This is a genomic window from Acidiphilium sp. 34-64-41 (genome assembly GCF_002282635.1).
Taxonomy (GTDB): Bacteria; Pseudomonadota; Alphaproteobacteria; order Acetobacterales; family Acetobacteraceae; genus Acidiphilium; species Acidiphilium rubrum.
Genome location: NZ_NCJX01000002.1, coordinates 35,841 through 59,084, shown reverse-complemented (window position 1 = coordinate 59,084; position 23,244 = coordinate 35,841). Strand labels below are relative to the sequence as shown.

At 63.9% G+C, this 23,244-nt stretch carries 21 protein-coding genes; 13 read left to right on the top strand and 8 right to left on the bottom strand.

What is annotated here, in order from left to right; translation table 11 throughout:
* Window positions 1-162: 162 nt before the first annotated feature.
* The 3 genes from B7X49_RS01170 to B7X49_RS01160 are packed head-to-tail and all read right to left on the bottom strand — an operon-like array spanning window position 163 to window position 3,032.
* Window positions 163-603 (bottom strand): SufE family protein, encoded by a 441-nt coding sequence (locus tag B7X49_RS01170; RefSeq protein ID WP_286704172.1) that lies wholly within the window; start codon window positions 601-603, stop codon window positions 163-165.
* On the bottom strand, window positions 600-1,847 hold the full coding sequence (tyrS, locus tag B7X49_RS01165; RefSeq protein WP_286704173.1) for a tyrosine--tRNA ligase: 1,248 nt from the start codon (window positions 1,845-1,847) through the stop codon (window positions 600-602). The genes B7X49_RS01170 and tyrS overlap by 4 nt, the downstream gene beginning before the upstream one ends.
* 18 nt (window positions 1,848-1,865) lie before the next feature.
* Window positions 1,866-3,032 carry a glycosyltransferase family 87 protein gene (locus B7X49_RS01160; RefSeq protein WP_286704174.1) on the bottom strand — a complete coding sequence of 389 codons (1,167 nt, stop codon included), beginning with the start codon at window positions 3,030-3,032 and terminating at the stop codon, window positions 1,866-1,868.
* Window positions 3,033-3,190: 158 nt separating this feature from the next.
* Between B7X49_RS01160 and B7X49_RS01155 the strand changes: the two genes are divergently transcribed.
* The 5 genes from B7X49_RS01155 to B7X49_RS01135 all read left to right on the top strand — a co-directional run bounded on the left by B7X49_RS01155 (window position 3,191) and on the right by B7X49_RS01135 (window position 10,200).
* Window positions 3,191-4,255 (top strand): anhydro-N-acetylmuramic acid kinase, encoded by a 1,065-nt coding sequence (locus B7X49_RS01155; RefSeq protein ID WP_286704175.1) that lies wholly within the window; start codon window positions 3,191-3,193, stop codon window positions 4,253-4,255.
* Window positions 4,256-4,599: 344 nt separating this feature from the next.
* On the top strand, window positions 4,600-6,681 hold the full coding sequence (gene fusA / locus B7X49_RS01150) for an elongation factor G (protein ID WP_029310652.1): 2,082 nt from the start codon (window positions 4,600-4,602) through the stop codon (window positions 6,679-6,681).
* 156 nt (window positions 6,682-6,837) lie between these two features.
* On the top strand, window positions 6,838-7,014 hold the full coding sequence (locus B7X49_RS01145) for a hypothetical protein (RefSeq protein ID WP_245594042.1): 177 nt from the start codon (window positions 6,838-6,840) through the stop codon (window positions 7,012-7,014).
* 400 nt (window positions 7,015-7,414) lie between these two features.
* Window positions 7,415-7,903, top strand: coding sequence for a (2Fe-2S)-binding protein (locus B7X49_RS01140; protein WP_286702937.1), 489 nt, complete (start codon window positions 7,415-7,417; stop codon window positions 7,901-7,903).
* A complete protein-coding gene (locus B7X49_RS01135; protein WP_286702936.1) occupies window positions 7,900-10,200 on the top strand; it encodes a molybdopterin cofactor-binding domain-containing protein in 2,301 nt (766 codons plus the stop codon). The genes B7X49_RS01140 and B7X49_RS01135 overlap by 4 nt, the downstream gene beginning before the upstream one ends.
* Before the next feature lie 68 nt (window positions 10,201-10,268).
* Here B7X49_RS01135 and B7X49_RS01130 read toward each other — a convergent pair whose 3' ends face one another.
* Window positions 10,269-11,471, bottom strand: a complete 1,203-nt coding sequence (locus B7X49_RS01130) for a CaiB/BaiF CoA-transferase family protein (protein ID WP_286702935.1) — start codon at window positions 11,469-11,471, stop codon at window positions 10,269-10,271.
* 83 nt (window positions 11,472-11,554) lie between these two features.
* On the opposite strand from B7X49_RS01130, the gene B7X49_RS01125 reads away from it, so the two are divergent.
* Window positions 11,555-12,337 carry an SDR family oxidoreductase gene (locus tag B7X49_RS01125; protein ID WP_286702934.1) on the top strand — a complete coding sequence of 261 codons (783 nt, stop codon included), beginning with the start codon at window positions 11,555-11,557 and terminating at the stop codon, window positions 12,335-12,337.
* A 15-nt stretch (window positions 12,338-12,352) separates the two neighbouring features.
* The gene (locus tag B7X49_RS01120) at window positions 12,353-13,345 is read left to right on the top strand and encodes an MBL fold metallo-hydrolase (protein ID WP_286702933.1); all 993 of its coding nucleotides are present in this window, start codon (window positions 12,353-12,355) and stop codon (window positions 13,343-13,345) included.
* A 20-nt stretch (window positions 13,346-13,365) separates the two neighbouring features.
* Here B7X49_RS01120 and B7X49_RS01115 read toward each other — a convergent pair whose 3' ends face one another.
* The gene (locus B7X49_RS01115; RefSeq protein ID WP_353737257.1) at window positions 13,366-14,628 is read right to left on the bottom strand and encodes an amidase; all 1,263 of its coding nucleotides are present in this window, start codon (window positions 14,626-14,628) and stop codon (window positions 13,366-13,368) included.
* A gap of 175 nt (window positions 14,629-14,803) precedes the next feature.
* On the opposite strand from B7X49_RS01115, the gene B7X49_RS01110 reads away from it, so the two are divergent.
* From B7X49_RS01110 to proB, 6 genes are all read left to right on the top strand, one after another.
* Entirely contained in the window at window positions 14,804-15,802 is a 999-nt protein-coding gene (locus B7X49_RS01110) for a ferritin-like domain-containing protein (protein WP_286702931.1), read from the top strand.
* On the top strand, window positions 15,799-16,632 hold the full coding sequence (locus B7X49_RS01105; protein WP_286702930.1) for a class I SAM-dependent methyltransferase: 834 nt from the start codon (window positions 15,799-15,801) through the stop codon (window positions 16,630-16,632). Before B7X49_RS01110 ends, B7X49_RS01105 begins: the two co-directional genes overlap by 4 nt.
* Before the next feature lie 274 nt (window positions 16,633-16,906).
* Complete coding sequence (gene rplU, locus B7X49_RS01100) at window positions 16,907-17,221, top strand: 50S ribosomal protein L21 (RefSeq protein ID WP_286702929.1); 315 nt, start codon at window positions 16,907-16,909, stop codon at window positions 17,219-17,221.
* Between the two features lie 15 nt (window positions 17,222-17,236).
* Window positions 17,237-17,506: a 50S ribosomal protein L27 gene (rpmA, locus tag B7X49_RS01095; protein ID WP_286702928.1), complete on the top strand. Its 270-nt coding sequence runs from the start codon at window positions 17,237-17,239 to the stop codon at window positions 17,504-17,506.
* A gap of 64 nt (window positions 17,507-17,570) precedes the next feature.
* Complete coding sequence (obgE, locus tag B7X49_RS01090; RefSeq protein WP_286702927.1) at window positions 17,571-18,569, top strand: GTPase ObgE; 999 nt, start codon at window positions 17,571-17,573, stop codon at window positions 18,567-18,569.
* Window positions 18,566-19,705, top strand: coding sequence for a glutamate 5-kinase (proB, locus tag B7X49_RS01085; protein WP_286702926.1), 1,140 nt, complete (start codon window positions 18,566-18,568; stop codon window positions 19,703-19,705). The genes obgE and proB overlap by 4 nt, the downstream gene beginning before the upstream one ends.
* A 68-nt stretch (window positions 19,706-19,773) precedes the next feature.
* Here the strand turns inward: proB and B7X49_RS01080 are convergent, their stop codons facing one another.
* The 3 genes from B7X49_RS01080 to B7X49_RS01070 form a co-directional block, all read right to left on the bottom strand.
* Entirely contained in the window at window positions 19,774-20,814 is a 1,041-nt protein-coding gene (locus tag B7X49_RS01080; RefSeq protein WP_286702925.1) for a WD40 repeat domain-containing protein, read from the bottom strand.
* Window positions 20,815-20,983: 169 nt separating this feature from the next.
* Window positions 20,984-21,946, bottom strand: a complete 963-nt coding sequence (locus B7X49_RS01075; RefSeq protein WP_029310669.1) for a GTP-binding protein — start codon at window positions 21,944-21,946, stop codon at window positions 20,984-20,986.
* Entirely contained in the window at window positions 21,939-23,240 is a 1,302-nt protein-coding gene (locus B7X49_RS01070; protein ID WP_286702924.1) for an O-antigen ligase family protein, read from the bottom strand. Before B7X49_RS01070 ends, B7X49_RS01075 begins: the two co-directional genes overlap by 8 nt.
* Between the last annotated feature and the right edge of the window lie 4 nt (window positions 23,241-23,244).

The following is a 23,244-nucleotide window of genomic DNA, read 5'->3' as shown; positions in this document are numbered from 1 at the left end:
GGGCGGCGCCGAGGCGCCAACCTATGCCCAGCTTTATTCGGGAGCATGGGTCCACCCCACATGTAGTGGGTGTCTGACTTAACCGGATAGGCACGCAATAACTTTACGTCATTCAGGACGACGGTCCTTTATTTCACGTGAAATAAAGGACCGTTATTTGTCCTATGTTCGGCTTGCAAACCGTTGAATTCGTTCGGCCATGGCCGCGACGCCGTTGCCCCGGTTGCCGGACAATGCGCCGATCAGGCCCCAGTCTTTCAGGAAATTCGCAGGCGTTGCGCGGATTTCATCGGGCGTGCGGCCGGAATAGACATGCAGCAGCAGGGCGACCAGGCCGCCGACGATCGCGGCATCCGACGCGCCGGCGAAGTATAGTTTGTTGCCATCCTGGATCGGTTCCAGCCAGACCCGGCTCTGGCAGCCGGGCACCAGGCGGTCATCGGTTTTCAGCGCGTCCGGGTAGGCGGGCAGGGACTGGCCGAGTTCGATGATGAATTGATACCGATCCATCCAATCATCGAACAGGAATAATTCCTCGTGCAGTTGCGCGATCGCTTCGGCCGCACTGGGCTGGTCGGGCAGGACGAACGGGGCGTCGATCATCCGGCGCGCACCAGGCGATGCTGTTTTTTGCCGGCGGAGAGTTTGGCAACGCCGTCGATCAGGTCGGTGAGCGAGATGGTCTGGGCTTCATCGGTGATCGGGGCGTCGTTCAGGCGGGCGCCGCCGCCGCGGATCAGGCGGCGGGCTTCGCCGTTGCTGGTGGCGAGGCCGGCGCGGACCAGCAGGACGATGGCGGGCACGCCGGCGCCGAGTTCGGCGCGGGGGATGTCGATGCCGGGCAGATCATCGGCGGCTTCGCCCGCTTCGAAGGTGCGGCGGGCGGTTTCGGCGGCGGCGGCGGCGGCATCGGCACCGTGGCAGAGGCTGGTGGCTGCGGTTGCGAGGATTTTTTTCGCCTCGTTGATTTCGGCACCGCCTAGGGATTCCAGGCGCGCGATTTCGTCGAGCGGGAGGTCGGTGAACAGGCGCAGGAAGCGGCCGACATCGGCATCCTCGGTGTTGCGCCAGAACTGCCAGTAGTCGAACGGCGAGCGTTTTTCAGCGGACAGCCAGACCGCACCGGCGGCGGTTTTGCCCATTTTGACGCCGGAGGCGGTGGCGATCAAAGGCGTGGTCAGGCCGAATGTCGCTTTGCCATCCGTCCGGCGCACCAGTTCCATGCCCTGGACGATGTTGCCCCATTGATCCGAGCCGCCCATTTGCAGGGTGACGCCGTAGCGGCGGTTGAGTTCGCGGAAATCGTAGCCTTGCAGGATGGCATAGTTGAATTCGAGAAAGCTGAACGGTGCTTCGCGATCGAGCCGCGCTTTGACGCTGTCCATCGTCATCATGCGATTGATCGAAAAATGCGGCCCGACATCACGCAGGACTTCGATATAGCCAAGTTTTTCAAGCCAATCGGCGTTGTTCAACTGGAGCGCGTCGCCCGCGTCGGTGCCGAAATTGATAAAGGCTTCCAGATTGGCGCGAATGCCGGCCATGTTGCGGGCGATATCATCGTCGGTCAGCATCTGGCGCTCGCTGTCGCGGCCGGACGGATCGCCGATCCGCGACGTGCCGCCGCCCATCAGCGCGATCGGTTTGTGTCCATGGCGTTGGAGCAGGCGGAGCAACATGATCTGGACCAGACTGCCGACGTGCAGGCCATCCGCCGTGCAATCGAAGCCGATATACCCCGCGACCGGGGCCGCGCGCATGGCGTCGCGCAGGCCGTCCGTATCGGTGCACTGGAAAATAAATCCGCGCGCTTCGGCCTCGCGCAGGAAATCGCTGCCGTCGGTCATGATGAAAATCCGCTCGTTTCAGAGCGGGACCGGGTAGCACGCGGGGGCGGTTGTGCCAATTCCGTCCAATCGCCTCCAGGCACGGATCGCGCCGAGGAGCAGGATCAGCGGGGTGAGTTCCATATGACTGCTTATCGACACAAACTGACAGAGCGCCGGCCACATCCAAATCAAGACGTCGGCGATCTCGAGTCTTTGATGTCGTATAGCCAACCAGCCGATCATGATTTCCAGGCCGCACATGTCATCGGTGTAGCCATAGGGTGTTACGAGCAGAGTAAGGGCAGCCGTCAAGGCGACGAGCGCAATTTGATCGGTCTGCGGCCGACGCCACGCAGACCAACAGACCGCAACCGCACCTGTCGAGCTAAGCAATTGGACGCAGCCGGCAGTGGCAACCGACGACCCGAAGCTGCGCATCATCCAAAACACGGACACGCCGCTATTTTCATAAACGGTGGGAAATGGTGCAACCAGAATACGATGCGCCTGTTGTAGGCCGAGGGTGAAATAGGTGGTCCATATTGCGGGGCCGCACAGGCCGGTTATCGCTGCACTGAGGACCAGAACGGTTGAACCGGCAACAGCGATAATGCGATATTGCCCTCTGGCAAGGAGCACGATCGGAGCTAGCAGGCCAGCCTGCGGCTTGATAATCAATCCGCCCATCAGAAGGCCAGACTGTGTCGGGTACTTCGCGATCAGCAACAGCCCCGTGATCAACATCGCCCCGGTCAGAATACCGAACTGACCGACCCAAATACTATATATGCCGGCCGCATTGACGAGACCCAGAGCAATGACCAGCCAAGGCACACGGCCACACTTCAGGAGCAGAATACCGGGAACAAGGAGAATGAACGACCACACCAGAAATGCCGTCTGGTAGTTAAACGGTGCGATGAGCAGTGGAACAAAGAGTGCCGGCGGCGGATATGGATATTGAAGGTAGGACGAAATGCCAGTTGCGAGATTGGTGGTCCGCCACGCGGAGAACCAGACGGGATCATAGAGTTGGGCCGCATGGTGGGTAAGTATGAGGTGACTGACCGGCCAGAACACTATGAGATCGTTTTGGATTCGTTTTATCGCAATGGATCCAGGGAAAATGACCGCCTCGATTGCCCAATGCAGAATTCGAACCGTTCCCTCACAATAGGCAAGCCAGGACGGTGTGAGTGTCATAAGCAGCAACCACGGGAGGGCGACCCGAGCCGGAACTGCTTGGCTCAATTTTCCCTTGATGAGTTTTGCAGCGGGGGACTTTATGTCGATCACTGGCTATCGAGCTAGTTGTCGTGGAATCATGTAAACATATCTCGTCAAGAAGATGGTCGCATAGAATGCTTGCAATCGGGTTAATGAGCGGGACGTCGCTCGATGGTGTCGATGCCGCCGTGATCGAGACCGACGGTGAAACGGTGGTGCGGACCGGCAAGACGGCTTGTTTGTTGTACGAGGAACCATTGCGCCTGCGGTTGCGGGCGTTGCTCGATGCGGCGCCGGGGTTGGCGCTCGATGATCCTGAAATTGTCGCCTTGTCGCGCGTGATCGCAGATCGGCATGCCGAGGCGGTGGCGATGCTGGCGTGCCGGGCGGAGATTGCCGGGTTTCATGGTCAGACCATTTTGCATGATCCGCCGTCGCGGCGAACCTGGCAGATCGGTGATGCGGCGCGGTTGGCGCACAAAATTCGTCTGCCGGTCGCGTCTGATTTCCGCTCGGCCGACGTCGCGGCGGGCGGCGAAGGCGCGCCGCTGGTGCCGCTGTTTCATGCGGCGATGGCGGCGAGGCTCGAAAAACCGTTGTTGATCGTCAATATCGGCGGCGTCGCCAATATCACGTTTTTGGGGAGTGATGGCGCGATTCTCGCCTGCGATACCGGGCCGGGCAACGGGCCGCTCGATGATTGGGTGCACCGCCATACCGGTGCGGCGTTCGACCGCGATGGGACGCTGGCGGCATCCGGGCGGGTGAACGCGGCGCGGTTGGCGCGGTTGCTGGCGGATGGGTATTTTGCGCGCCCGGCGCCGAAATCATTGGACCGGCTGCATTTTTCCGCCCTGATCGCCCAGGCGACCGAAGGGCTGAGCGTGGCCGATGGCGCAGCGACGCTGGCCGCGTTCACCGCGGCGGCGGTTGCCGCGGCGCCGATGCCCGAACCGCCCCGATTGGTTCTGGTGACCGGCGGCGGGCGGCATAACCGGGTGATCATGGCGGCGCTGCAGGCGCGATTCGCGACGCCGGTTCAACCGGTCGAGGCGGTTGGATGGGATGGCGATGCGCTGGAGGCGCAGTGTTTTGGGTTTCTCGCCGTGCGGGTGCTCCATGGTTTGCCGTTGTCGGTGCCGGGGACCACGGGTGTTGCGGCGCCGATGCGGGGTGGGGTGATTGTCCAGCCGGGATAGGGTAGAAAGCGCTTCTTTTTTGAAAAAAAGAAGCAGAAAACTTTTGCTCGGCTGGGCTACGGGCGTTTTCACACACACGGGCACAAATTAACAAAGTTTTTTTTGCTTCTTTTTTGTTCACAAAAAAGAAGACCCTTCTTCCCTTGGCTTTCGCGCCCCACCCGGCGGTTCGGGTTGCAAAATGCGGGCGGAAGCGGCATTATCGTGGTAGGATTGGTCGAAAGCCGGTCGTGGTCGGGTGGATTGCCGTTTCGCATCGGTGATCGCGCCCGCTTCTTGTTGTAAAAGACTTTTCGTTGAAATCGCTGTCACTTACCTTGATCAGCTAAAATTTGGAGACTCTCATGGCCGGCAACCCGCTCGACCTGATCCGGAATATCGGCATTACCGCGCATATCGACGCCGGCAAAACCACCACGACCGAACGCATTCTGCACTACACCGGTGTGTCGCATAAGATCGGCGAAGTGCATGATGGCAACACCACGACCGATTATATGGATCAGGAGCGTGAACGCGGCATTACCATTACGTCCGCCGCGGTGACCTGCGAGTGGAAAGACCACCGCATCAACATCATCGACACGCCCGGCCATATCGATTTCAACATCGAAGTGAACCGCAGCCTGCGCGTGCTTGATGGCGCGATTTTCATCATTGAGGGCGTCGCCGGCGTGCAGCCGCAGTCCGAGACGAACTGGCGCCTGGCCGACCGTTACAATGTGCCGCGCATTATTTTCATCAACAAGCTGGATCGCACCGGTGCCGATTTCTATCGGGCGTTTGCGACCCTGAAGGAAAAGCTCGATATCATTGCGCTGCCGCTGCAATTACCGATCGGTATCGAGGACAGCTTCGTCGGCGTGGTCGATCTGGTCGAGATGAAGGCGATCATCTGGGAAGGCGGCGATCTGGGTGCCAAATTCCACGATGAGCCGATTCCCGAAGCGATGATGGAGCAGGCCAAGGAGCATCGCCAGGTGCTGCTCGATACCGCTCTCTCGGTCGACGACGCGGGCATGGAAGAGTATTTCGAGAAGGGCGACGTTTCGGTCGAAACCCTCAAGCGCGCGATCAAGACCGGCACCATCACCGGCGCGTTCCGTCCCGTGCTGTGCGGTACAGCGTTCAAAAACAAGGGTGTGCAGCCTTTGCTTGATGCCGTGCTTGATTATCTGCCGAGCCCGGTCGATGTGCCCGGCATCAAGGTTGCGGTTGAAGAAGGCGAGGAAGAAGGCGATCATCAGCGCCGGATCAAGGCGGATGTGAACGCGCCGTTCTCCGGCCTCGCGTTCAAGATCATCAACGATAAGTACGGCACGCTGACCTTTGTGCGCGTCTATTCCGGCACGTTGAAATCCGGCGATTCGGTGATGAACACCACCAAGGATCACAAGGAGCGCATCGGCCGCATGTTCCAGATGCACGCTGATAAGCGCGCGGAAATCAAGGAAGTGCACGCGGGCGACATCGCGGCATTCGTTGGTCTGAAAGACACCGGCACCGGAGATACGCTGGCCTCGGCCGATGATCCGGTGATTTTGGAGCGGATGGCCTTCCCGGTGCCGGTGATCGACATTTCGGTCGAGCCGAAGACCAAGGAAGCGGTCGAGAAAATGACTCTCGCGCTGCAGAAACTGGCCGGCGAAGATCCCTCGCTGCGGTTGAAGACCGATCAGGAGACCGGCCAGACCATTCTGTCCGGCATGGGCGAGTTGCATCTTGAAATCATCATCGACCGTCTGCGCCGGGAATATGGCGTTGATGCCAATATCGGCGCGCCGCAGGTGGCGTATCGTGAAACCATTTCGCGGCCGCATACCGAAATCTATACCCACAAGAAACAGTCCGGTGGGTCGGGCCAGTACGCCGAAGTCAAGATCATTTTCGAGCCGATGGAGCGCAACGGCGGCATCGTGTTCGAAAACAAGGTGGTCGGCGGTTCGGTGCCACGCGAGTATATTCCGGCTGTTGAAAAAGGCATCAAGGTCCAGGCCGACACCGGCGTGCTCGCCGGCTTCCCGACCGTGGACTTCAAATACACGCTGGTCGATGGCAAGTACCATGACGTCGATTCGAGTGCTCTCGCGTTCGAAATCGCCGCCAAGGCCTGCTTCCGCGAAGGCATGAAAAAGGCCAGCCCGATCATTCTGGAACCGATCATGGACGTGGAAGTCACCACGCCGCAGGATCACGTCGGCGACGTCGTCGGCGACTTGAACCGCCGCCGCGGCATGATCCAGAACCAGGAAAGCTCGGGCTCCACCATCATCGTCCGCGCCCAGGTGCCGTTGAAGGAAATGTTCGGCTACATCTCGAACCTGCGCAGCCAGACAAAGGGCCGCGCTTCGTTCACCATGCAGTTCCATCACTACGACCCGGTGCCGCGCAACATCGCCGACGAAATCATGGCGAAGAGTGCATGATGATCCGCCCACAGGGTCAGGTCTGACGGAATGCGGCTTCGCTGGGTGCGTGGCCGCGATAGCATCATGACAAAAGCGGGCGAACGCGCCCGCGAATGGCTTGGACTTGATGACGCGGGCAACCCTATTGCCCGCGTCATTCATTTGGACGGTCCAATGGAAACCGAACGCGGCACGTTCCGCGCCATCGCCCTCGATCGGGACGCCAAACTCATCCGGCTGCTCCCCCTGCCACCCGCGGATGGCGATTGGCTCGCCGTCATCGGCGGCCGCGTCGTCGGCCGCGCTGCGGCACCGCTCGCCGCCGTACGGCGCGCCGAAGCGGCATTGTGAGGGTGGGATTATGCGGGGTGATCGGCGTGAAGCAAGCAAGGCGGGGGGCTTTGCCCCCTCGACCCCCACTAAGGGCTTAGCCCTTAGAACCCGCTAGTTTTAGGCAAGGGGAGGGCGACCCAGGGCAGATCGACGGAAAATCCGAGGCAGAGCGGGCATCTTGCCCGCGGGGCCTTTAACGGGGTCCAGGGGCGGAGGAGCCGAAGGTTCCAGCGATGCTCTTCATCGCTGGAATGGCTCCGGAGGGAGAGCCCCTGGCCTTGCTTGCCCACGCCGGCCACCACCCACAGCCCATCCTCAAATTGCACCGTCGGTGCGCATATATGTCATGCGGCGGTGAGGGGGCGTCGGGTGATGGTTGGTCATGTAGGCTGTCGTATTGAATGTAGGGGAGGTTGTGATGGTGCAGGCTGTGAAGATCAATGTGAACGGGGCTGACCATGAAGTTCGGGCGGAGCCGGACAGCATGTTGTTGTATGCGTTGCGGGATAATCTGGGTTTGCACGGGCCGAAGTTCGGCTGTGGGCTTTCCGAATGTGGCGCGTGCACGGTGATTTTGGATGGGGTTGCGGTGCATTCCTGCGTGACGCCATTGGCGGCGGCGCATGGGCAGAAGATTCTGACGCTTGAGGGGCTGAGCGTGGATGGCAAGCCGAATGCGTTGCAGGCGGCGTTCATTGAGGAGCAGGCGGCGCAGTGCGGCTATTGTATCAATGGGATGATCATGACGGCGCAGGCGTTTCTGGATCACCATCCGAAGCCGAATCGTGACGAGATCAAGCAGGCGTTGAACAATAATTTGTGCCGGTGTGGCACGCATATGCGGATCGTGCGGGCGGTGGAGCGTGCGGCGGGCATGGCGCCGGCAGGTGCGGGAGCGAAGCCATGAACGAGATGACACCGGTGGTGGGGCGCGGGATTGATCGGCGCGGGTTGTTCAGGCTTTCGGGCGGCCTGGTGGTGGCGTTCAGTCTGTTTGGCGGGGCGGAGGCGCGCGCGGATGGGTTGCCGGCGACCAGACTGGGCGGTGTGCCGGATGCGGCGAAGCTTTCGGCCTGGCTCGCGGTGCATCCTGACAACACGGCGACGCTGTTCACCGGCAAGGTCGAGGTTGGGACCGGCGTGCAGACCGCGTTGGCGCAGATTGCGGCGGAGGAGCTGGATTTTCCGGTCGACCGCTTGAGCGTGGTGATGGGCAATACGTGGGAGACGGTCGATCAGGGGCCGACCTATGGCAGCCGGACGATACGCTATGCCGGGCCGCAGATACGCCACGCGGCGGCGGCGGGGCGGCAGGTGCTGCTCGATCTGGCGGCGACACATTTCAAGGTGCCGGCCGAGCGATTGCGGGTGAAGGACGGCGTGATTTCGGTGAATAATGCGCCGGGGCGAACGGTAACCTATGGTAAGCTGGTTGCGGGCAAGCGGCTGGATATGACGATTGGTGCGACGGGCACCAGTTTTGCGATGAAGGTGGCGCCGCAGGCGAAGCTGAAGAATCCAAAGGATTATACCGTGGTCGGCACCTCGGTGGTCCGCAAGGATATTCCGGGCAAGATCACGGGGGCGTTCACCTATATCCAGGACGTGAAAGTGCCGGGGATGCTGCACGGGCGCGTGGTGCGGCCGTTCGGGGTGCAGGCGAAGCTGCTGAGCGTGGATGAGACGGGGTTGCAGGAGATTCCCGGTTTCGTGCAGGTGGTACGGCGGGAGAATTTTCTGGGCGTGGTCGCGACGACCGAATGGGGTGCGATACAGGCGGCGGCGAAGCTTGGTTCGGTGCTGAAGCCGAAGGGACCGACGGCGTATGGCGCCAAATGGTCCGACTGGAACGGGTTGCCGGCGCAGGATCATATCTGGCAGACGGTGCGCGATACGTCCGGCACCAATACCACGGTGAACGAGACCGGGTCGGTCGATGTGGCGCTGCATGGGGCGGCGAAGGTGGTCAAGGCGACGTATCGGACGCCGTTTCAGATGCATGGTTCGATCGGGCCGTCCTGCGCGATTGCGGACGTGGGAAAGGACCGGGCGACGTTCTGGTCCGGCACGCAGATGCCGCATACCGACCGGCAGGTGATGGCGACGCTGCTGGGCGTGCCGGTGGACCGGGTGGATGTGCATTGGTTCGAGGCATCGGGCGCCTACGGGCGCAATGGGTTGGACCAGGTGGTTGCCGATGCGGCGCTGATGTCGCAGGCGGTGGGCAAGCCGGTGCGGGTGCAGTGGATGCGCTGGGACGAGCATGGCTGGGAGCCGAAGGGACCACCGATTGCGCAGGATCTGGCCGGCGCGATCGATGAGCACGGCAATGTGACCGCGTGGCGGCATCATATGTGGATCCCGACGTTTCTGGATACCACGCTGGTGGCGGCGCAGTTGATCAACCAGCCCAACGTCGGCGGGTCGGTCGGGCTGGGGTTGCCGGCGATCACCTATGCGTATCAGTTTCCCAACGCGGATGTGACCAGCCATGGCGAGGGGCGGGTGGCGTTGCGGACCTCGTGGTTGCGCTCGCCGGCGCAGTTCGAGACGACCTATGCGATGGAGGCGTTCATCGATGAGTTGGCGGCCTCAGCCGGGCAGGACCCGCTGGCATTGCGGTTGAAATACCTCAAGGACGAGCGGGCGATCGGTGTGCTGAAGGCGGCGGCGCAGGCTTATGGCTGGGAGCAGCGGCCGACGCGGGCGGGCAAGGGCACCGACCAGGGCAAGCTGGCGCATGGGCGGGGCATCGCCTGGGCCAATCGCGATGATACGCGGGTGGCGACGATTGCGGATGTCACGGTGGATCGGACCACCGGCGACATTCGTGTGACGCGGGTGGTGGTGGCGCATGATTGCGGGTTGGTGATCAATCCGGATGGGTTGCGCAACCAGATCGAGGGGAACGTGATCCAGTCGATCAGCCGTAGCCTGCATGAGGAGGTTACGTTCAGCACCGCGCGGGTGACGAGCCTGGATTGGGTCGGGTATCCGATTTTGCGGTTCGAGGAGATTCCGGACCGGATCGATATCGTCCTGGTCAATCCGGGTGACAAATATCCGGCGTATGGCGGGGGTGAGCCTTCGACTTGCCCGACCGCGGCGGTGATCAGCAATGCGGTGTTCGATGCGACCGGCGTGCGGTTGCGCGAGATTCCGTTCCGGTCGGATCGGGTCAAGGCGCTGCTGACGGCGGCGTGAGGCAGGCGGGCCGGGGGGCTGGCGTCCCCTGGCCCGGCTGGCTTCGATATTGTCCGTTGCTTGCCGCGTCAGCGGCGGCGCGGGCGGATGATCTGGTCCTGTTCGAGGGCGGCGATATCGGCTGCGGTGAAGCCGTGTTCGGTGAGGATTTCGGATTGGTGTTGGGCGAACGCCGGCGGCGCGGTGCGCGGGCCGCCCGGGGTGCGGGAGAATTTGATCGGGGTGCCGAGCGTTTTGATGCCGTCGAGCTCGGCGATCATGGCGCGGTGATGCGCGTGGGCCGCGTTCAGCGCGACATCGACCGGTTGGACCGCACCGGCGGGGACGCCGGCTTCGATCAGGGTGATGGCGAGGGCCGCGCCGTCGTGGCCGGCGAGGGCTGCGGTGAGGGCGGCTTTTAGTGCGGGGCGGTTGGCCAGGCGATCGGAATTGGTGACGAACGCGGGGTTGGCGGCGATGTCCGGCCGGGCGAGGATGGCGCAGAGTTTGCGAAACTGGCCGTCGTTGCCGCCGGCGATGAAAATATCGCAGGTGGCGGTGGGGAAGGTTTCGTAGGGCGCGATGTTGGGGTGGGCGTTGCCGGTGGCGGCGGGGCGTTTGCCGGCGAGCAGGTAGTTGGCGCCGGCCGGGTGGAGCAGGGCGAGTGCGGTGTCGTGCAGGGTCATGTCGATGAACTGGCCGCGGCCGGATGTTCCGCGTTCGTGGATCGCCATCATGATGCCGAGCGCGGCGTAGAGGCCGGTGCCGAGATCGACGATGGGCGTGCCCATGCGGACCGGGCCGTGGGCGGGATCGCCGTTGATGGTCATCAGCCCGGTCATGGCTTGGACGACGGCATCGTAGCCGGGCAGGCCGCCGAGCGGGCCATCGGCGCCGAAGCCAGAGATGCGGCAATGGATCAGGCGGGGGAATCGGGCGCTCAGCGTGTCGTAGCCGATGCCCCATTTTTCGAGACTGCCGGGTTTGAAGTTTTCCACCAGCGCGTCGGCGGTTTCGAGCAGGCGAAGCAGGACCGCTCGGCCTTCGGCGCGCGCGAGATCGAGGCTCATGGCGCGTTTGTTGCGGTTGGCGCCGAGGTAGTAACTGGCATCGCGCGTCCCGTCGTCACGCGCCAGGAAGGGTGGGCCCCAGTCGCGCACCTCGTCGCCCTGGGGGGGTTCGATCTTGATGACATCGGCCCCGTGATCGGCGAGGATCATGGTGCAATAGGGGCCGCCGAGGACGCGGGTGAGATCGATGATTTTCAGGCCGTCGAGCGCGCGTGTGGACATCGGGTTTCCTTGCCGCGCATGGACGGGCGGCTTCCGATCCGCTCTACTGGTAGGACGAGGCGTGGACAAGGAGGCGACGGACGATGGATTTAGGATTGCGCGGCAAGCGGGCGATCGTGTGCGCGGCGAGCAAGGGGCTGGGCCGGGCAACCGCGCTGGCGCTGGCGCGCGAGGGGGTCGATCTGGTGATCACGGCGCGCGGCGAGGCGGCGCTGGCCGAGACCGCGGCGATGATCGCCGCGACCACCGGGGTGAAGGTCGCGATGGCGGTGGGCGATATCACGACTGAGGCGGGACGGGCGGTGGCGCTCGGATTGTGCCCGGCGCCGGATATTCTGATCACCAACGCCGGCGGGCCGCCAGCCGGGGATTTTCGCAATTTCAGCGATGCCGACTGGCAGGCGGCGTTGCAGGCGAACATGCTGACGCCGATTGCGCTGATCCGCGCGACGATCGATGGCATGATCGCGCGCAAATTCGGCCGGGTGGTGAATATTACCTCGGCGGCCGTCAAGGCGCCGATTCCGATGCTGGGGTTATCGAACGGCGCGCGGGCCGGGCTGACCGGGTTTGTCGCGGGGTTGGCGCGGCAGGTGGCGCGGCATAATGTTACGATCAACAATATCCTGCCGGGGCCGTTTCTGACCGATCGGCTGCGCGACAATGCCGCGACGGCAGCGAAGGCGGCCGGGCGCAGCGCCGAGGAGGAGCTCGCGTTGCGGGCCAAGGCGAATCCGGCCGGGCGGGTGGGCACGCCGGAGGAGTTTGGCGACGCCTGCGCGTTTTTATGCGCCGCGCAATCGGGCTTCATCGTCGGGCAGAATCTGCTGCTCGACGGCGGTGCCTCCAACGCAGCGTTCGGGTGAGCCTTGGCGTATCCGGTGTCCGACCATTTCGACGGTAGATTGTTTTTCAACCCTGAGGGTGTGGTGCGGCGGCCGCCTGAGGGGACGATCGGTCGGCCGAGCGGGCGATTCCCGGTGCTGCGCTGGGTGACGCGGCGCGAGGGGCGCGCGAAATGGCCCGAGCATGTGCCGAATATGGCGTATCCGCCGCCTGGCGGGGCGGTCGGGCCGGGCGCGCTGGACCTGACCTTCATCGGCCACTCCAGCTTCATGCTGCGGCTCGATGGGGTGACGCTGCTGAGCGATCCGGTGTTTTCGCGGCGTTGTTCGCCGGTTTCGTTCGCCGGGCCGAGCCGGGTGCGCGCACCGGGGCAGGCGATGGCGGCGCTGCCGAAGCCGGATGGTATTTTGTTATCGCATAATCATTACGATCATTGCGATATCCCGGCGCTTCGCGCGTTGCGGCGGCGGTTTGGCGCGACGCCGATTTTCGCACCGCTCGGCAACAAGGCGTGGCTGGAGGGCAAAGGGCTCGGCCCGGTCACCGAACTGGACTGGTGGCAGAATGCGACGCTGCGGGACACGGTGATCACGCTGACGCCGGCGCGGCATTTCGCGGCGCGCACCCTGCGCGATCGGAACATGACGCTATGGGGCGGGTTTTTTCTCGATCACCGCGGGGCGAAGCTCTATGTCGCTGGGGATAGCGGTTATACCGGTTATTTCCGAACGATCCGCGCGCGGCTGGGTCCCCCGGATGTAGCACTGTTGCCGATCGGCGCCTATGAGCCGCGCTGGTTCATGGGCAATGTGCACATGAATCCGGCTGATGCGGTGACGGCGTTTCATGATCTGCAAGCCCGCCAGGCGGTGGGGATGCATTTCGGCACGTTTCAACTGACCGACGAGGCGATCGACGCGCCGTTGATCGATCTGGCGGCGGCGCGGGCGGCGGCGGGGTTGGCGGACGAGCGGTTCACGACGCTCGATTTCGGTGAGACCCGCCGGTTCAGCCTCGCATCTGATTAAGATAGGCCGACAAATCGGCCTCAGGCGAGATTAAGGTCGGCCGCCAGCTCGAGTAGGGCTAGATCGCGGCCAGGACCGGCGATGAACGACAGGCCGACCGGTGCGCCATCGACGCGGGCGACCGGAATGGTCAGTTCCGGCAAGCCGGGGAAGGCGGCGATGATGCCGACCCTGATGGTGCGGTTGCGGACGATCTCAAGGCTCGGCTGATCGGCATCGCGCATTGGCGCAGGGCAGGGCGAGGTGGGCAGCACCAGGATCGCACCGCCGTCCAGCAAGGCGAGCATGCGGGCGGTGAAGCTGCGGCGGACCAGCAGCCCGGCTTCCGCGCCGGCGGCGGTCGCGGCCTTGGTGGCAGCGAACCGGCCGGCGATAACGGGGTCGAGCGTCGGATTGGTTTCGATGAAGCCGCCCAGCGTTGCCCAGGTTTCGCGGTCGCGCACCGCGCGCTGGGCGGCGAGGATGATGTCGAGCCCTTCGGGTGCAGGATCGATCACCGGCATCGGGCCGAGTTGTTCGATGATTGCTTCGAGCGCCGCGCTGACCGCCGGATCCGCGTTGGCGAAGGCGGGGCCGACTTTTAGGAACACAGTGGAGAGCGGTCTTGCCGGCGGTAGCAGCGCCTCGCCGATTTTGAGCATGGTTGCGGCATCGCGCGCGAACCAGCCGGGCGTGTCGAAACTCGGCGCGAGGGCGGCGGCGCCGGCGAGGCTGATGATGCCATGGGTGGGACGCAGGCCGTACAGGCCGCAGTAGCTGGCGGGGATGCGCACCGAGCCGCCGGTATCCGAGCCAATGCCGACCGTGGCGCGGTGGCCCGCGACCATCGCGACCGAACCGCAGGAGGAGCCGCCGGGGAGACGATCGGGCACGGCCGGGTTGATCGGCGTGCCGTAATGGATGTTGCGGCCTTCCATGCCGAAGGCGAGTTCGACGGTTGTCGTCTTGCCGGTGATATGGGCGCCGGCATCGAGCAGGCGCTGCACGATCCAGGCATGGGCGAGCGCCTTGCCGTGGCGCTGGCCCCAGTCCGGATTGCCGAACGCGGTGACTTCGCCCGCGATATCGAACAGATCCTTGACCACCACGTCGATCCCGGCGAGCGGACCATCCGGGTTGCCGGGAATATCGAGGGATTTGATCAGACCGTGGTCGGCGTGTTCGGCGAGGGTGCTCATGAAGTGGGTGTAGCATGGGTTGCTGGAATTGGGGGAAGGGAGCCAGATAAAGGAAAGACTTCTTTTTTGAAAAAAAGAAGCAAAAAACTTTTTGACTCGGGGCACGGGCGTTGGAACCGGCGCGGGCCCAAACGAGTGAAGTTTTTTTGCTTCTTTTTTGTTCACAAAAAAAGAAGACTTTCCTCCCCTGCCGTTCGCCCGATGCCCGGCTTGAACATCCGGCACATCAGCCTAGACTCATGCTCAGACCAAACGATCGACCAACAAGGACAACTATCCGATGAGTGTCACGACTCCTGATCTTTCGATGCCCGATCTATCGCGGATCGATCCGCGCACGGTCGATGCTGCCGACCAGACCGCGCGGTATTGGACCAGCAAGGAGCGCGGGCCGATCAAACCGGGGTCGGAGGCGCATAAGCGTGCCATGTGCATGATGTTTCACGAGACGTTCAACCCCTACAAGCCCTCGGTGCTCGCCTGGCCGAAGCTGGATCAGGAGACGCAGGACAAGATCACGTCGCTGCCGATCTGGGATATCGCGGTGCAGACCGAGGGCAAGGCGCGGCTGCGGATGGCGGCCTATGCGCGGCAGTTGATGGCGATCGACCCCGATATGGGCAAGACGATCGAGCTGAACGGCTGGGAGGAGAACCGCCACAAGGAGGTGCTGTCCAAGCTGGTCGAGGTTTACGGGATTCCGTTGGAGCCTGAGCCGCCCTATGTCGAGCCGCGCGATCCGGAATGGGCGTACATGGTGACCGGTTATTCCGAGTGCATCGATAGTTTCTTCGCGTTCGGGTTGTTCGAACTCGCCAAGCGTTCGGGGTTTTTCCCAGCCGAGCTGGTCGAGACGTTCGAACCGGTGATCCAGGAGGAGTGCCGGCATATTCTGCTGTTCGCCAATTGGGTGGCGTGGCACCGAGCCAATCTGCCGATCCATAAGCGGATCTGGTTCGAGCTGCGGGTGGCGGCGGTGTATGCGTTCCTGGGCTGGGAGCGGATTGGCATTGCGCGCGGCATCGATGACGGCCCCGAGGGCAAGAAGACGGGCAAGCCGCAGGATAATAATTTCACGGTCAATGGGTCGAAGGCGGTCAGCAGCGAGGACATCAAGGTGTTCGACCTGATGCGGATTTGCCTGGAAGAGAACGACCGGCGGTTTTCTGGGTATGATTCACGGCTGCTGCGGCCGACCACGTTTCCCGCACTCGTGCGCCTTGCGCTGAAATTCGTACCGCAACGCAAGGCCGCAAACCGAGCCGCGCAAGCGGCGTGACCGCCAACGCACGGCAGATCGCCTACTGGAACGAGGTGGCGGGCCCGAAATGGGTGCGCATCCAGGGGGCGATGGAGGCGCGGTTGGCCGGCATCGAGGATATGCTGCTGGCGCGCGCGCGGCCGCGCGCGGGCGAGCGTGTGCTCGAGATCGGCTGCGGTACCGGCACGACCACCGCGCGGCTGGCCTATGCGGTCGGTTCGTCGGGCCATGTGACGGCGGTGGACGTGTCGCGCCCGATGCTGGATGTCGCGCGGATGGCGCTGGCGGCGCAGCGCAACGTGACGCTGATCGAAGCAGATGCGGCGACCGCGCGGTTCGAAGGCGTGTTCGATCTGCTGACGTCGCGGTTCGGGATCATGTTTTTCGAGGACCCGCTGGCGGCGTTCGGCAATTTGTATCGGGCGTTGCGGCCGGGGGCGCGGCTGGTCTGTGTCGCCTGGGCGCCGATTGCCGATAATCTGCACTGGTCGGTACCGCTGCGCCTCGCGATCGAGCGGCTCGGGCCACCGAAGCCGCGCGCACCGCACGCGCCGGGGCCGCTGGCGTTCGATGATCCGGCCTATGTGACGGAGATTCTGAGCGGGGCCGGATTCGCCGAGGTCGCGGTGCGGGCCGAACCGGTGACGCTGATCGGCAAATCGCTCGATGACGAGGCGCAGGTCGCGACCATGATGGGACCGGCCGGCGCGCTGCTGGATGAGAAACAGGCGGATGCGGCGACGCGGGCCGAACTGCTCGCGGCGTTTCGCGCGGCGTTGCCCGACTACGCGGACCGCAACGCGCGGCTGCGGGCGACGGTGCATTTGATCACGGCGCGCCGCGACTGATCGCCGCGACTCGGCGATGCGCATGGGGCGGTTCATCCGGTCGTAGCACTTGCGCGGGCGAGCTGAGGGCAGGGCGGGTTTCGCATTTTGCGGCGTTGGCTGGGGTTTGCCACGGTTTTCGCGGTGTTTGATTGACAGTTCCGCACTTGTGGCTATAACGCCGGGAATGCCGCGATACCGAAAGGTTTCGCGCGTCTCCCTTTTTTTGACTCTTCGCTATCCTGTTTTCCTTGTGTCTGCCCTCGTGGCTTGTAGCTAGAATTGGACCTTATCGATGTTCGCAGTGATCCGCACCGGCGGAAAACAATATCGCGTCGTGCCGGACGCCGTGTTGAAGGTTGAGAAGCTCGAAGCCGAGGCCGGCAGCACGGTGACCTTCACCGATGTGCTCGCCCTGGGCGGCGAAGCGGGCGTGACGCTGGGCAAGCCGATCGTCGAGGGTGCGACCGTGACCGCGACCGTGATCGCGCAGGACCGGTTGGACAAGGTCATTATTTTCAAGAAGCGCCGCCGGCAGAACAGCCGCCGCAAGAACGGTCATCGCCAGCAGGTGACCGTGCTGCGGGTTTCCGGCATCAACGCGGCCTGATCAGAGGAGTTTTCGATGGCACATAAAAAAGCCGGTGGTTCGTCACGCAATGGCCGCGACTCGGCCGGGCGTCGTCTGGGCGTGAAGAAGTTTGGTGATGAGCAGGTGGTTGCCGGCAATATCATCATCCGTCAGCGCGGTACCAAGGTGAAGCCGGGTACCAATGTCGGGCTCGGGCGCGACCATACGATTTTCGCGCTGGTCGATGGCCGCGTGAAGTTTGCGCACCGCGCCGAAGGCCGGGTTTCCGTTTCGGTGGAACCGCTGGCGATCGCGGCCGAATAAGCCGACCTCCTTTTGGGTTCGGGGAAGGTCGGCTCGCGCCGGCCTTTTTCGTGTGTGAATTGTTATGAAGTTTCTGGATCAGGCCAAGATTTATCTGCGCTCGGGCGATGGCGGCAACGGCGTCGTTGCGTTCCGGCGGGAGAAATATATCGAGTTCGGCGGACCGGATGGCGGCAACGGCGGGCGCGGTGGCGACATTGTGTTCGAGGCGGTCGAGAATCTGAACACGCTGCTCGATTTTCGCTACACGCAGCATTTCCGGGCGCGCAAGGGCGGCAACGGCGCGGGGCGCGACTGCACCGGGGCTGCCGCGCCGACCATGCTGATCAAGGTGCCGATCGGCACGCAGATTTTCGATGATGACCGCGAGACGTTGCTGGCTGATCTGGACAAGCCGGGCATGCGCATCGTGTTTCTGCGCGGTGGCGATGGCGGGCATGGTAATGCGATGTTCAAGACATCGACCAACCGGGCGCCGCGCCGGGCTGATCCGGGCTGGCCGGGCGAGGAGCGCTGGGTCTGGCTGCGGCTGAAACTGATCGCCGATGCCGGGCTGGTCGGGTTGCCGAATGCCGGGAAATCGACGTTTCTGGCGGCGGCCTCTGCGGCGCGGCCGAAGATTGCGGATTATCCGTTCACCACGCTGCACCCGCAACTGGGGGTCGTGCGGCTTTCCATGACCGAGGAATTCGTGCTCGCGGATATTCCTGGCCTGATCGAGGGTGCGCATGATGGTGCGGGGTTGGGGGACCGGTTTTTAGGACATGTCGAACGGTGTGCGGCGCTGATTCATCTGATCGATGGGGCGGCTGGCCATGTGGTGGACGCCTGGCGGACCATTCGCGGTGAACTGGATGCGTATGGCGGCGGTTTGAACGCCAAGCCGGAATTGATCGTGCTGAACAAGATGGACGCGATGAGCCCGCGCGAGATTTCATCGCGCAAGGCGGCGCTGGCCAAGGCCTCCGGCGCGCCGGTGATGGTCATGTCGGCCGCGGCGCAGATGGGCGTCGATGAGGTGTTGCGCGCGGTGTTCGATATGGTGCTCGAGAACCGTAAATGAGCCGGGCGGCGCCGAGCCTGACCGAGGCGAAACTGCTGGTGGTCAAGATCGGCTCGGCGTTGATCGTCGATCCGGCGGCGGCTTTGCCACGGACGGGCTGGTTGCACGGCATGGCGGCGGATATTGCTGCGTTGCGGGCGCGTGGGGTGCGCGTGATCGTGGTTTCATCCGGCGCGATCGCGCTGGCGCGGCGGCAGTTGGGGTTGCTGCAGCCACGGTTGCGGCTGGAAGAGAAGCAGGCGGCCGCGGCGGTCGGGCAGATCCGCCTCGCGCAGGCGTGGAGCGAGGCGCTCTCGGCGCATGGGCTGGTGGCGGCGCAGTTGTTGCTGACGATGGACGATACTGAGGATCGTCGGCGGTACTTGAACGCGCGGGCGACGCTGCGGACGCTGCTGGATTTGGGTGCGGTGCCCGTGATCAACGAGAATGATTCGGTGGCGACCGGCGAGATCCGCTTCGGTGACAACGACCGGCTGGCCGGGCGTGTGGCCGAGATGGTCGAGGCGGATCAGCTTGTGCTGTTGTCCGACATCGACGGGCTCTATACCGCCGATCCGAAGCGTGATCCGGCGGCGCGGCATCTGCCGGTGATCGAGGCGCTGACGCCCGAGATCGAGGCGATGGGCGGCGCGCCGCCGCCAGGATTTTCATCGGGCGGGATGCGCACGAAGCTGGTGGCGGCGCGGATCGCGACACAGGCTGGGTGCGCGATGGCGGTGGCGCTGGGGCATGTGGCGCATCCGTTGGCCGCGTTGCAGGCGGGGGCACGGTGTACCTGGTTTTTGGCGCAGCCGGGCGGGCGTTCGGCGCGCAAACGCTGGATCGCGGGATCGCTGGCGCCGATGGGCCGGCTGCATGTGGATGCCGGTGCGGCGCGGGCGATTATGCGGGGATCGTCGTTGTTGCCGGCTGGCGTGGTGACGGTTGCGGGTGAATTCGAGCGCGGCGATGCGGTGGAGATTCTGGCACCCGACAATGTCGCCCTGGCGCGTGGGTTGGCGGCGTATTCGGCGGCGGATGCGCGGTTGATCGCGCGGCACCAAACCGACGATATCGAGGCGCTGCTGGGCTGGCGCGGGCGCGACGAGATCGTGCACCGGGATGATCTGGTGCTGATGGGCGCGGTCGCGCGGTAGCTGCGCGGCGGGTTTGATGATCCGACGAGCGGGCGGTGCGAAGTGTGATCGGCTGGTCGATGGTTCGGTTATCGGGTCGCTGAGAAATCGATGACGGCGAGAAACCCGGTTTCGGTGCCGAAGCCGAGGCGGCTGCCGTCCGGGCTCCAGGCGAGGGCGGAGATCGGGCCGTGGCCGGGGGCGGCGACCGGGAGGACGCGTTCGCGCGCGATATCGACGACCAGGACCGTGCCATCCGCGTAGCCGCCGGCGACGACCTCGGTCTGCGGGTGGCAGGCGATGCGTTTGACGATACTGTCCGAGGCTGCGAGTTCGAGCGGGGCTTTGCCCATCGGGCCGCCGCCGAAGAAGGGCCAGAGGATGATGGCTTCGGCGCCGGCGCTGGCGAGCCATTTGCCCGATCTGGTGAAGCCGAGGGATTCCGGTTTGCTGGGGTAGCCGCTCATGCGCATGTGCTGACCGTCCGGCAATTTCCAGCCGTGTAGGGCGTTTTCCTGCATCGCGGTGGTGATCGCGCTGAGGTCCGGGTGGAGGGCGACGCCGATGTGGCTACCTTTCCATTCCAGCACATGCGGCTTGGCGTTTTCCGAGCGGACGAACCAGAGCGAGGCGCCGTTGTAGTGCGAGGCGGCGATGCGGCGGAATTTGGCATCGATGGCGATGCCAGAGACGGTCGACGGATGGGCGAGGCTGCGCAGCAGGGCGCCTTTGTCATCGAGCAGCATGATGTTGCGCCCGACCGCGGCCGCGCGAATCGGGGCTTTGCGGTCGGGGATGGACGCGACGTGTTCGACCCATTTCATGCCGTAAGCGGCGACCGGCGTGATGCTGGCGGCGTCGATCCGGCGGAGATGCCCGTCATCGCCGCCGGTGAGGAAGCCGGTGGCATCGATGTCCGGCGCGATGGTGAGCACGGCACCGTCGTGCAATTCGTGTTCGTGCCAATTGGCGGCGGCGATGGCGTGGATGGCGACGCGGCCATCCCCCAGGCTTGCGGCGAAATGGGTGCTGGCGCGGTTGAAGCAGGCGGCGGTGACGAAGGCATCCGCATCGCGGGTGGTGCCGCGTTTTTCCAGGAGATCGTTGGGGCTGGAGATGGTGTTGCTCATATTGATAGGCCAGTCGAAGGGAGGGGAAGGGCTTCTTTTTTGTAAAAAAGAAGCAAAAAACTTTTATTCGTTTTGGTCACGGGCGGTTTCACTGGCACAGTCTTAAGGACGGAAGTTTTTTTGCTTCTTTTTTTTTCAAAAAAAGAAGTCTTTCCTTCCTGTCCCTCGCTCATGCCGCGACGCAGCTCTCAAACCCGCGCCGCAACTGCGGCCGATTGAGGTCGCGGCCGATGAAGACGATGCGGCTTTCGCGGTCCTCGCCTTGTTTCCAGGGGCGGATGTAATCGCCATCGGCCATCATGTGCACGGCCTGGAAGGCGAAGCGGCGGTCTTCGCCGGCGAAATCGAGAATACCCTTGGTGCGCAGGATGTCCTGGCCCTGGGTGGCGAGGACGCCGCCGATCCAGGCGTTGAATTTTTCGGCATCGAGCGGGGTTTTGGTGGCGAGGCTGATGCTGGTCATGTGTTCGTCATGGGTGTGGGCATCGTCCTCGAGGAAATCGGGGACGGATTCCAGCACGCGGTCGAGGCTGAAGGCGTTGATGCCGAGCAGTTTGTCGGCCGGAACATCCGATTTGGTGGCGTGGTGGATCTCGGCATAGCGGTTGATGGTGCGGATGCGGGCTTCGACGGCGGCGAGTTCGTCCGGTGTCACGAGGTCGAGCTTGTTGAGCACGATGACGTCGGCGAAGGCGATCTGTTCGGTCGCTTCGGGGCTGTCGGCGAGCCGGGCGGGCAGGTTTTTGGCGTCGACCACGGTGACGATGGCATCGAGCCGGGTTTTGGCCTTGACGTCTTCATCGACGAAGAAGGTCTGGGCGACCGGGGCGGGGTTGGCGAGGCCGGTGGTCTCGACGATGATGCCGTCGAACCGACCGCGCCGCTTCATCAGCCCGCCGATGATGCGGATGAGGTCGCCGCGCACGGTGCAGCAGATGCAGCCATTGTTCATTTCGAACACTTCCTCGTCGGTATCGACCACGAGGTCGTTGTCGACGCCGCGTTCACCGAACTCGTTGATCACGACGGCGTAGCGCTTGCCGTGGTTTTCGGTGAGGATGCGGTTGAGCAAGGTGGTCTTGCCGGCGCCGAGAAAGCCGGTGAGGACGGTGACCGGGACGAGGTCAGTCATGGTATGATCCTGTCATGGCGGGTTGACGTGATTGGCCGGTATATAGGCGCTCCGGCTCGGCGGGGCCAGATTGGGGCAGCGCGAGGCCGAAACCGAGCATGACGAACAGCCATCCGGCCATCGGCAGGACTGCGAAATTATCGGTGGAGGCGAGCGGCCAGGCGTAGGTGAGCACGCCGATGAAGGCGCCGAGTTTCATGGGTTGGCGCAGGATGCCGCGGCCGAGTTCGATCAGCCAGGCGAGGTTGAGGGCGGCGAACAGCAGCAGCCCGCCGATGCCGGCTTCTATGGCGGCCTGGAGGTAGAAATTATGCGGGTGGATGTTGCAGGCACCGCGGGCGAGGTCGGTTGGGCCGATGCCGAGCGCGGGTAGACCGGCATCGAACCTGGATTGCGGGCAGAAATACAGGAAGCCGTTGAACCCGTAGCCGTGCCAGGGGGATCGTTCGATCATGACGGTGGCGCGGGTGTAGAGCTCGCCGTAGGGGCTGAGGGCGAAATGCTGCACCTGATGCGTGGTTTCGAGCACCAGCTTGTCGAAACTGGGCGGGGAGACGAGTTTCAGCGCCGGGATGGCGAGCAGGACGAGAATGCCGAGTGCGATGGCCGGCAGGCGCACCGGGCGGAAGGCGAGCGCTGTGACCGCGAGGCCGAGGCCGGCGAGCAGAAAGGGCATGCGCTGACCGATGATGAGGGCGGTGGCAAAGCCGATGATGCCGATCCCGGCGGCGGCGCATTTCGGGGCGATGCCGCGTCGGGCGATGAGCGCCGCGATGATCGGCAGCGCGACCAGGAACAGCAGATGGGTATAGGGCGGCCCGGCGCGCGGTGCCCAGAACGGGCCGGTCAGGGCACCATCCGGCCAACGATGGTCGCCGAAGATGTTGACGCCGATGATCGCCTGTTGCCAGCATTGCAGCAGGATCCAGCCCTCCGCGATGGCGATTGCGAGCCAGAAGCGGGTGCGGGCCGCCGGGGTATCGAGCGCCCAGGCGAGGCCGGCGGGCAGGAGCAGCAGGCGGATCAGCACGATCGCCTGGGACAGCGATTTCCAGCCGGCGGGCCCGAGGCCGAGTGCGGCGATGGGGGTGGAGGCGAGGATTTCGGCGGCCCACCAGAGCAGGGCGATGACGAACCAGGGCCGGCGTGCCCAGGCGAAATCGCGGCTGCGGAGGCTGTGGGTGAGGAAGGCGAGGTCGATCAGCCCGATCGTGAGTTCGGCGCCGGCGCGCGCATAGAGCAGGCAGAACGGCAGCAGCAGGGCGGCGAGGCGGGCGATGCGCTTGGCGGTCATGCCG

Coding starts and splice junctions, on each gene's coding strand:
- B7X49_RS01170 (WP_286704172.1), bottom strand. CDS start 603: ATGATCGACGCCCCGTTCGTCCTGCCCGACCAGCCCAGTGCGGCCGAA.
- tyrS (WP_286704173.1), bottom strand. CDS start 1,847: ATGACCGACGGCAGCGATTTCCTGCGCGAGGCCGAAGCGCGCGGATTT.
- B7X49_RS01160 (WP_286704174.1), bottom strand. CDS start 3,032: ATGACACTCACACCGTCCTGGCTTGCCTATTGTGAGGGAACGGTTCGA.
- B7X49_RS01155 (WP_286704175.1), top strand. CDS start 3,191: ATGCTTGCAATCGGGTTAATGAGCGGGACGTCGCTCGATGGTGTCGAT.
- fusA (WP_029310652.1), top strand. CDS start 4,600: ATGGCCGGCAACCCGCTCGACCTGATCCGGAATATCGGCATTACCGCG.
- B7X49_RS01145 (WP_245594042.1), top strand. CDS start 6,838: ATGGAAACCGAACGCGGCACGTTCCGCGCCATCGCCCTCGATCGGGAC.
- B7X49_RS01140 (WP_286702937.1), top strand. CDS start 7,415: ATGGTGCAGGCTGTGAAGATCAATGTGAACGGGGCTGACCATGAAGTT.
- B7X49_RS01135 (WP_286702936.1), top strand. CDS start 7,900: ATGAACGAGATGACACCGGTGGTGGGGCGCGGGATTGATCGGCGCGGG.
- B7X49_RS01130 (WP_286702935.1), bottom strand. CDS start 11,471: ATGTCCACACGCGCGCTCGACGGCCTGAAAATCATCGATCTCACCCGC.
- B7X49_RS01125 (WP_286702934.1), top strand. CDS start 11,555: ATGGATTTAGGATTGCGCGGCAAGCGGGCGATCGTGTGCGCGGCGAGC.
- B7X49_RS01110 (WP_286702931.1), top strand. CDS start 14,804: ATGAGTGTCACGACTCCTGATCTTTCGATGCCCGATCTATCGCGGATC.
- rplU (WP_286702929.1), top strand. CDS start 16,907: ATGTTCGCAGTGATCCGCACCGGCGGAAAACAATATCGCGTCGTGCCG.
- rpmA (WP_286702928.1), top strand. CDS start 17,237: ATGGCACATAAAAAAGCCGGTGGTTCGTCACGCAATGGCCGCGACTCG.
- obgE (WP_286702927.1), top strand. CDS start 17,571: ATGAAGTTTCTGGATCAGGCCAAGATTTATCTGCGCTCGGGCGATGGC.
- proB (WP_286702926.1), top strand. CDS start 18,566: ATGAGCCGGGCGGCGCCGAGCCTGACCGAGGCGAAACTGCTGGTGGTC.
- B7X49_RS01080 (WP_286702925.1), bottom strand. CDS start 20,814: ATGAGCAACACCATCTCCAGCCCCAACGATCTCCTGGAAAAACGCGGC.
- B7X49_RS01075 (WP_029310669.1), bottom strand. CDS start 21,946: ATGACTGACCTCGTCCCGGTCACCGTCCTCACCGGCTTTCTCGGCGCC.
- B7X49_RS01070 (WP_286702924.1), bottom strand. CDS start 23,240: ATGACCGCCAAGCGCATCGCCCGCCTCGCCGCCCTGCTGCTGCCGTTC.